9 protein-coding genes are annotated in these 7,241 nt (G+C 42.5%); 7 read left to right on the top strand and 2 right to left on the bottom strand.

Going from position 1 to position 7,241, the window contains the following annotated elements; genetic code table 11:
• Positions 1-2: 2 nt before the first annotated feature.
• The 6 genes from HWQ37_RS02685 (at position 3) to HWQ37_RS02660 (ending at position 3,422) form a co-directional block, all read left to right on the top strand.
• A complete protein-coding gene (locus tag HWQ37_RS02685) occupies positions 3-191 on the top strand; it encodes a DUF433 domain-containing protein (protein WP_292743427.1) in 189 nt (62 codons plus the stop codon).
• Positions 175-549: a DUF5615 family PIN-like protein gene (locus HWQ37_RS02680; RefSeq protein WP_292743424.1), complete on the top strand. Its 375-nt coding sequence runs from the start codon at positions 175-177 to the stop codon at positions 547-549. The genes HWQ37_RS02685 and HWQ37_RS02680 overlap by 17 nt, the downstream gene beginning before the upstream one ends.
• A 681-nt stretch (positions 550-1,230) precedes the next feature.
• Positions 1,231-1,395, top strand: a complete 165-nt coding sequence (locus HWQ37_RS02675; RefSeq protein WP_292743421.1) for a hypothetical protein — start codon at positions 1,231-1,233, stop codon at positions 1,393-1,395.
• A 56-nt stretch (positions 1,396-1,451) separates the two neighbouring features.
• The gene (locus tag HWQ37_RS02670) at positions 1,452-1,760 is read left to right on the top strand and encodes a helix-turn-helix transcriptional regulator (protein WP_292743419.1); all 309 of its coding nucleotides are present in this window, start codon (positions 1,452-1,454) and stop codon (positions 1,758-1,760) included.
• Positions 1,761-1,800: 40 nt separating this feature from the next.
• Entirely contained in the window at positions 1,801-2,667 is an 867-nt protein-coding gene (locus HWQ37_RS02665; protein WP_292743416.1) for a reverse transcriptase family protein, read from the top strand.
• On the top strand, positions 2,664-3,422 hold the full coding sequence (locus tag HWQ37_RS02660) for a hypothetical protein (RefSeq protein ID WP_292743413.1): 759 nt from the start codon (positions 2,664-2,666) through the stop codon (positions 3,420-3,422). Before HWQ37_RS02665 ends, HWQ37_RS02660 begins: the two co-directional genes overlap by 4 nt.
• 235 nt (positions 3,423-3,657) lie before the next feature.
• Here HWQ37_RS02660 and HWQ37_RS02655 read toward each other — a convergent pair whose 3' ends face one another.
• A complete protein-coding gene (locus HWQ37_RS02655; RefSeq protein ID WP_292743410.1) occupies positions 3,658-4,938 on the bottom strand; it encodes a vWA domain-containing protein in 1,281 nt (426 codons plus the stop codon).
• A gap of 12 nt (positions 4,939-4,950) precedes the next feature.
• The gene (locus HWQ37_RS02650) at positions 4,951-6,207 is read right to left on the bottom strand and encodes a vWA domain-containing protein (RefSeq protein ID WP_292743407.1); all 1,257 of its coding nucleotides are present in this window, start codon (positions 6,205-6,207) and stop codon (positions 4,951-4,953) included.
• 241 nt (positions 6,208-6,448) lie between these two features.
• Here HWQ37_RS02650 and HWQ37_RS02645 point away from each other — a divergent pair, with 241 nt between their 5' ends.
• Positions 6,449-7,111: an ATP-dependent Clp protease proteolytic subunit gene (locus tag HWQ37_RS02645; protein ID WP_292743405.1), complete on the top strand. Its 663-nt coding sequence runs from the start codon at positions 6,449-6,451 to the stop codon at positions 7,109-7,111.
• The last annotated feature ends 130 nt before the right edge of the window (positions 7,112-7,241 follow it).

The following is a 7,241-nucleotide window of genomic DNA, read 5'->3' as shown; positions in this document are numbered from 1 at the left end:
CTATTCGTAATCTTCGCCTTACCGTTCGTCGGGTGATTGAGTTATTAGCTACCTACTCTAATCGAGAAGAACTACGCCAGGAGTTCCCCGAATTAGAAGATGAAGATATTCAGCAAGCCTTAATTTTTGCATCGTCCTACTTGAGCGATCGCATCATTGAACTACCTAACCACTATGAAACTGTTGCTTGATCAGGGATTACCACTATCTGCGGCAGCATTGCTACGTGATGCAGGTATCGACACCATCCATGTGGGTGAAATTGGGATGTCTGAAGCTGAAGATGCAGAAATCATCCAGAGAGCTAGAGAAGAGAGACGTGTTGTTGCTACACTCGATGCAGATTTCCATACATTGCTGGCACTTGATGAAGCAACTACTCCTTCAGTCATTCGTATTCGTATTGAAAGGTTACGTTCTCAAGCATTAGCGAATCTATTGCTGACGGTAATCGCTCAGTGTGAAGAGGATTTGGAACAAGGAGCAGCCGTTACAGTTGAGCCAAGCCGTATTCGTATCCGTCGTTTACCATTGTTGGCTGATGTCTAACCTTTGGCATAAGTAACTTAAATTTATATTTAATCAGCAAAAATCTCTCAATGACTTACTAATTCCTCTGCTGGCTGGTCGATTAAATATCGGCGCTCACCAAGGGTTTGAAGCCATAAACCAGACATTAAAAACCAAGGCTGAACAAATTGATCGAACCACGACTACTCAATTGAATGCACAAGCCTAACCAAATAGATGCAACTTAAGACACGTTACCAAATTGTGTAATGCCAGAAGCGTTGATACACAATAGTTTCAAGTTACATAGGTTAATTTTACAAAAAAAGTTCGCTCACAGCGAATATAGTTCAAAAAGTTATGCTATATTAGTTTTAGTCGGGTAAAGGATGATATTTGCCACTCACTGGATCGCTTTTGTGGTCTGAGGAAGATGGGAAACCACCTTCTACTGTGCTTTTAAGTAACTTATTTATAGTAAAACTATTTAGTTATTCAGTGACTCTAGTGAAAGCTTAAAGCGAGTGAAATCTTGAACAATTTCTACTACGCAGAACTACTAAATAATTACTGTATCACCAAGCACAAAGGCGCAGCTAAGGCAACCTGCTGCGTTGTGTATAGGGAGAGTTTAAACTGCCGTTCTCCGGTTTGTTTGAGGCAACACTCATTTGCAATAAGTGAATGAGTGCAACCAAACCACTAGTTAAGGAGTTCTTTATGAACAGCCAAGACCCCGACAAACGGCAGGAGCAGTCAAAAAAGCGTAAGTATAAGCAGTACCTGAAATGGCTCTGCAAACCTCAAACGCTCCGTCTGTTATTTCAAGCTGGCCCAGTCATTTTCCATATTGTGAAGTGGCTGGTCGCTTGGTTGCAAGACTAAGCTGCTAACTCTTCTATACAAACCCCTTTTCAGCCTTCTCAGTAAGGAGGTTAAATATGCTCAATAAAGCTCTAAGGTTGATAAGAGTATTCCATGATTTAGCACAAAAAGAATTGGCGGAAAAGCTAGGAATATCCAAGTCTTATCTTTCGGAAATCGAATCCGGTAAAAAGGTTCCCACGCTGGACTTACTCAATCGTTATTCAGAGTTTTTCGATATACCTGTATCCTCGATTATGTTCTTCTCGGAAAACTTAAATAAAGATGTAAGAACGGAAAAGTTGAGAACATTCGTATCCTCTAAAATTCTTGCAATCCTCAATCTTATTGCTGAAAAGTCTGGTCATTCTTATGCAGAGGAGTAGATGCAAACAGTACACACTAGACCAGTCACCTTTTTACTGTTTGAAATCTAAAGAAAAACTTGCAAAGCTACTGTATATAACTCAAAGAAAGCTCGAAGTGCTTGCCCACACCGAGGAGCTATACATCGAGAGAGATAAATTCAATCCGAAAAAGGGAAAAACCTTTCGTGTTGAAGAGCCAACGCCCCCATTAAAGCGAGTTCAAAAGCGAATTGACGAGATTTTGAAGCGAGTCAAAATGCCGAATTACATACACGCTCCAGGAAAGGGACGTTCTTATATAAGTAATGCTAGAGCGCATATAAATGTTGCTGTAGTAAGGAGTCTTGATATAAAACAATACTTTCCCTCTTCACAATCATGGCGCGTTTACTCATTCTTCGACAAGCGGATGCGATGCTCTTCAGATGTTGCTGGTATCTTAACAAAACTCTCTACATTTAAAAAACATCTACCCACTGGAAGTCCATCGAGTCCTGTCCTTTCCTACTTTGCTCATATAGATATGTGGGAGGCAATAAATGAACTGGTAGAGGGCGCAGGATGTACTCTAACTGTTTACATGGACGATGTTACGATTTCAGGTTCCTCTGTATCAGATGAATTGATTCGGAAAATTAAGAGGGAGTTTGATCGTTGTGGACTGCGTGATAGCAGGGATAAAGAAAAGCATTATGTAGGTAATAAGCCCCGTGAAATAACAGGAGTCATTGTTAAAGATGGTGAGCTAAAGCTCCCGAATTCACAACATAAAAAAATGCATGATTGCCGGCAAGCAATTCAGCTAGAAACTGATCCTGCTAAACTAGCACATTTGATGCAGTCATTGAAGGGCTTAGAATCACAAGCACAACAGATCAGGAAAGCGAATGAGATTCGTGTAGATAATGGATGTAATGATCTATGACTGAAAAACAATTGCTACCAGAAGCAGCATTATACCGTCGTAGCCGTGATGGTACACTTCACCCTCTAAATAGTAGCGAAAAACATTTACCTATTTTAATCAGAGAGAAATTTTCTGGTGAGCCTTGTTATGTTCCTCAAGGTTCAACCGTGAGTAAGCATAATGTCTTCTATAGTGTTAGTAATATTCTCAAACGAACACAAGATGATAGAACTATAGAGGCTCTTCGCAAATGGGAAGATAGAGTCGGCATGAGAGAGTCCAAACGTATTCGGGATGAAGCAATCGAGGCCGGAAATGCTGTTCATTCGTATCTTCACTCTTACTTTACAGATGGTAAAGTAAAAGCAGTTAGCAACTCTTATAAAAATTATATTGATGCTCTCAATAAATTACTACCAAACTTCGGTGCCTGTCTTTATTCGGAACAGTATATTGTGAGCTTCAAGTATCAATACTTTGGAAAATTTGATCAGGTAACTTTGTATCGAGATAGCTTGACTCTTAGTGATTTGAAAATATCTCTAAAACCTAAGCTTTCTCTGAATTGGATTCAAGATAAAATTCTTCAATTGGCTGCTTATTACATTCCACTTGAAGCACTATATCATGTTGAACAAGCTGCTTTGATTTATTTAATCGGCGACGGTTCCTGTAATGAATTCCTTTTCACTCTACAGGAGATGGAGTTTTATAAGGATCTGTGGCTTGAGCGATTAAATCAAATTAATGAGACAGTTAGCCTAGCTGCTTAGTAGCCCAATAGAGGAGCTAGACTAAAGGTAAGAGGTTTTAAAAAGACTTGGGGATATTTTTCATCTGCGAAACTGTTCGAGCTGGCTCTTGTGAGAGTGTCCCCAGGAGCCAGATCAGCGAGCAAACAAAATTGTTAGGCAGCATTAGTTTAATCTCTCCTACTTGCGATCACAGGCACTACCAAGCAGCATTAGTTTATGAAAAGCCCCGTTAATCAACAACGCTAGATTTTTACTATTCCTGTAAAACGGTTTTTGATACAATTCTAGTTTTCTTCAGGTCAGCTTCAGAAAGTTCTTCTCCAGCTTGCAGGCGAGTTGCTGAGGTTTGCAACACTGTCGCTGCACCTTTATCTCCGATTTGTAAAGCAGTTTTAGCAGCAGTTTGCAGCATCGTGGCTGCACCAGTGCGATCGCCTTGTTGCAATTTCGCCTCTGCTAACTGAGTTTGCCGATACTTCGCTAATGCTAATATTGATTGTTGTACCTGCGGATTAGATGTGGGTTGATACGATCGCACCACATCTGCATATACTGGCATCAAGGGCGAAAGTAAACCTTCTTCGTTAACCAACGGGTTATCATAACGGATTTGCAGATGAGCGATCGCTTGTTTACCTTCTGGCAATTGTCCCAAATAAATGTTCGCCAAAACTACCCGTTCTACATCTTGCATCAAATCTCCCAAACGCACAGCAAAGCTACCATCAGCTTCGGGTTCCACTGGTAACTCGATTGTGTCTGGCGCAACTTGGGCAATGGGTTTCAATTCTGCTAGTCGGACATTGGGTACTAGAGATAATAGCAAGTAAGCATTAGTTAGCCCAATCGATTGAATCCGGCCAAAGAGGCGGCTAAATTGCTCTACAGCTTGTTCAGGGCGTTCAATATGGGCTAAAGTCCCACCACCGACATCGGCAATTTTTTCTAGCAAATCCTGATTCCAGCTATTGCCAAATCCGAAAGTGTTGATAGTTAGGTTCAGCTTGGCAGCCTTTTGCGCCAGTTGAACACAGCGCTTATTGTCATCTCGCCCAATATCCCACTTCCAAATCCGCAAACCGCTTTCACCATGTCCATCCGTCAGCAAGAACGCTTGGGAAACAGCACCTCTTGTCCCCTTCATCAGTTCTGTAATTCCCAATTCCAAACCCTCAGCGATCGCAGTACCACCGCTAGCAGTCAGTTTGCTTTTGATTTCAGATTTGATGCTTTCGGGGTCTTCAATCGCTTGGTTAGGGATAATGACTTCGGCAGTGCCGGAAAAAGCCACAACTGAAATGCGATCGCCTACTTTCAACCGATCGATTAATCCTTCCACCGCCTGAATCACCGTTTTAATTGGTTGTCCATGCATGGAACCACTTTTATCCAAAATCAAGCAGAGATTAAGGGGGAGATTTTGGTCAAGCTCACCAGCGATCGCAAAAATCGTCATTGCTAGTTGACGCTGGCTACTTGTTTGAGCCACATCAACATTATTGTCATTTAACGCCGAGAGCAATTTAACTTTCATCTAAACCTAAGTTTACTGCGGAGGAGTATCTTGCAAAACTGTTTTAGAGACCATCCTGGTTTTCTTGCGATCGCTTTCAGATAAATCTCCACCAGATTGTAACTGGGTGGCAGAAGTTTGCAACACCGTCGCCGCCCCAGTATCTCCCATTTGCAGCGCAGTTTTCGCAGCCGTTTGTAACATTGTTGCTGCACCAGAGCGATCGCCCTGTTGCAATTTCGTTTCGGCTAGCTGGGTCTGACGATACTTAGCTAATGCTAAAATAGAATGTTGCACCTGGGGATTCAAGTCTGCTTGGTAATTTTTCACTACATGGGCATAAACTGGCATACTTGGTGTAACTAAACCTACTTTGTTGGCGGCTGGGTCATCGTAGCGGACTTGCACATTAGCGATCGCTTGTTCACCTGTTGGCAATTGTCCCAAATAAATATTAGCTAAGATTACCCGTTCTGCATCTTTCATTAAATCTCCCAACCGCACAGCAAAACGTCCATCAGTTTCTTGTTGCAGTGGTAGTTCGATTGTGTCTGGGGAAACTTGGGCGATGGGTTTGAGTTCCGCTAGCCGAACATTGGGCATTAGGGACAATAACAGATAAGCGTTAGTCAATCCCACAGTTTGAATGCGGCTGAACAGGCGATTAAACTCTTCCTCTGCCTGTTCGGGTTTTTGAATATAAGATAAAGTACCTAAACCAGCATCAGCAATTTTTTCTAAAACATCTTGGTTCCAATTGTCACCAAACCCTAAAGTGTTTAAAGTCAAATTATAGCTAGCAGCCAATTGAGCGAATTTCAAACAGCGATTGTTATCACCGTGTTCGTTTTCGCCATCGGTTAATAAAAAAGCTTGGGAAACAGTATCTTTTTTCCCCTTCGCCAACTCCTCAATCCCCAAGCGCAGTCCTTCATCAATGGCAGTTCCTCCATCGGCGGCGAGGCGATTAATTTGCTGTTTAATTTTCTCTGGATTTTCGATACTTTGACTAGGTACTAAGACTTTGGCACGGTGATCGAAAACTACCACACTGAGGCGATCGCCAGGATTAAGCCTATCTACCAGACGAATCGCTGCTTTTTTCACCGTTTCTAGCGATCGCCCGTTCATCGAACCACTATGATCGAGAATTAAGCATAAATTCAAAGGTACATGGCGGTCTTGATTTTCTGCGATCGCTGAAATCGAAATTCCCAACTGACGTTGACTGTTCAGTTGATTTGCGTCCAAATTACCATCATTCAAGGCAGGTTGCAAACTAACCTTCATAACTCAAAGTCCTTATTCAGGATATACATATTATTAATAAATAACTTCAAAGCACTACTTTCGCTCTACGGAAAACCTATCCAACACAAATACACTAATATAATCAGAATATCTTAGAAGCCAAGCATTGGCAGATGCGAAGCCACCTTAAGCATTAGGGAGAAATCCGCACCTTGAGGGAAGCGTGCATCGCGCTAGGATGTATTACAGTTAACGGCATAGTTTCAGGCGATCAGTTGCTATGGACATTTCCCCAATTAAGGCTGTTCAAGCCCCATATTACGGCGATAACTTTTACCGGACACCACCGCCAGATTTACCTTCCCTCCTATTGAAGGAGCGAATCGTCTATATTGGGATGCCACTGGTTCCTGCTGTCACGGAATTAATCGTGGCCGAATTGCTGTTTTTGCAATCCGACGACCCCGACAAACCGATTAAAATCTATATCAACTCCACCGGCACTTCCGGTTACAGTGGCGAACCCATTGGCTTTGAAACCGAAGCCTTCGCCATCTTTGACACCATGAAATATATCAAACCTCCTATCCACACCATTTGCGTCGGTTCCGCGATGGGAATGGCAGCGATGCTTCTCAGTGCTGGTACAAAAGGTTGCCGTGCTAGTTTGCCTCACTCCTCGATTATCCTGCATCAGCCCAAGAGCTACGCCCAAGGTCAAGCAACGGATATTCAAATTCGGGCAAGGGAAGTTTTGGTAAATAAAGGGGCGTTAGTTGATATCTTACATCGCACCACTGGACAACCCCCAGAAAAAATTACTAAAGACATGGATCGGTTGTTGTATTTAACACCCTACGAAGCGAAGGAATACGGGCTGATCGATCGAGTTTTTGAGAAAGAAGAACTCGCAAATCCCCCACTTCCCGCCAGTGTCCTTTAGGAGTGCTGAGTGCTGAGTGCTGAGTTCTGAGTGCTGAGTTATTTCTAACTCTCCCACCGCCCCAAAATTATTAAAAACGGAGTAAATTATGCCTATAGGCGTTCCTAAAGTTCCTTACCGGATGCCCGGT

This window comes from Nostoc sp. NMS4 (assembly GCF_017115095.1).
Lineage (GTDB): Bacteria > Cyanobacteriota > Cyanobacteriia > Cyanobacteriales > Nostocaceae > Nostoc.
This window is presented reverse-complemented; position numbering and strand designations above follow the sequence as displayed.

What these genes read in the sequence shown, in the direction of transcription:
- HWQ37_RS02680 (WP_292743424.1), top strand. Translation starts at nt 175, where the DNA reads ATGAAACTGTTGCTTGATCAGGGATTACCACTATCTGCGGCAGCATTG.
- HWQ37_RS02675 (WP_292743421.1), top strand. Translation starts at nt 1,231, where the DNA reads ATGAACAGCCAAGACCCCGACAAACGGCAGGAGCAGTCAAAAAAGCGT.
- HWQ37_RS02670 (WP_292743419.1), top strand. Translation starts at nt 1,452, where the DNA reads ATGCTCAATAAAGCTCTAAGGTTGATAAGAGTATTCCATGATTTAGCA.
- HWQ37_RS02660 (WP_292743413.1), top strand. Translation starts at nt 2,664, where the DNA reads ATGACTGAAAAACAATTGCTACCAGAAGCAGCATTATACCGTCGTAGC.
- HWQ37_RS02655 (WP_292743410.1), bottom strand. Translation starts at nt 4,938, where the DNA reads ATGAAAGTTAAATTGCTCTCGGCGTTAAATGACAATAATGTTGATGTG.
- HWQ37_RS02650 (WP_292743407.1), bottom strand. Translation starts at nt 6,207, where the DNA reads ATGAAGGTTAGTTTGCAACCTGCCTTGAATGATGGTAATTTGGACGCA.
- HWQ37_RS02645 (WP_292743405.1), top strand. Translation starts at nt 6,449, where the DNA reads ATGGACATTTCCCCAATTAAGGCTGTTCAAGCCCCATATTACGGCGAT.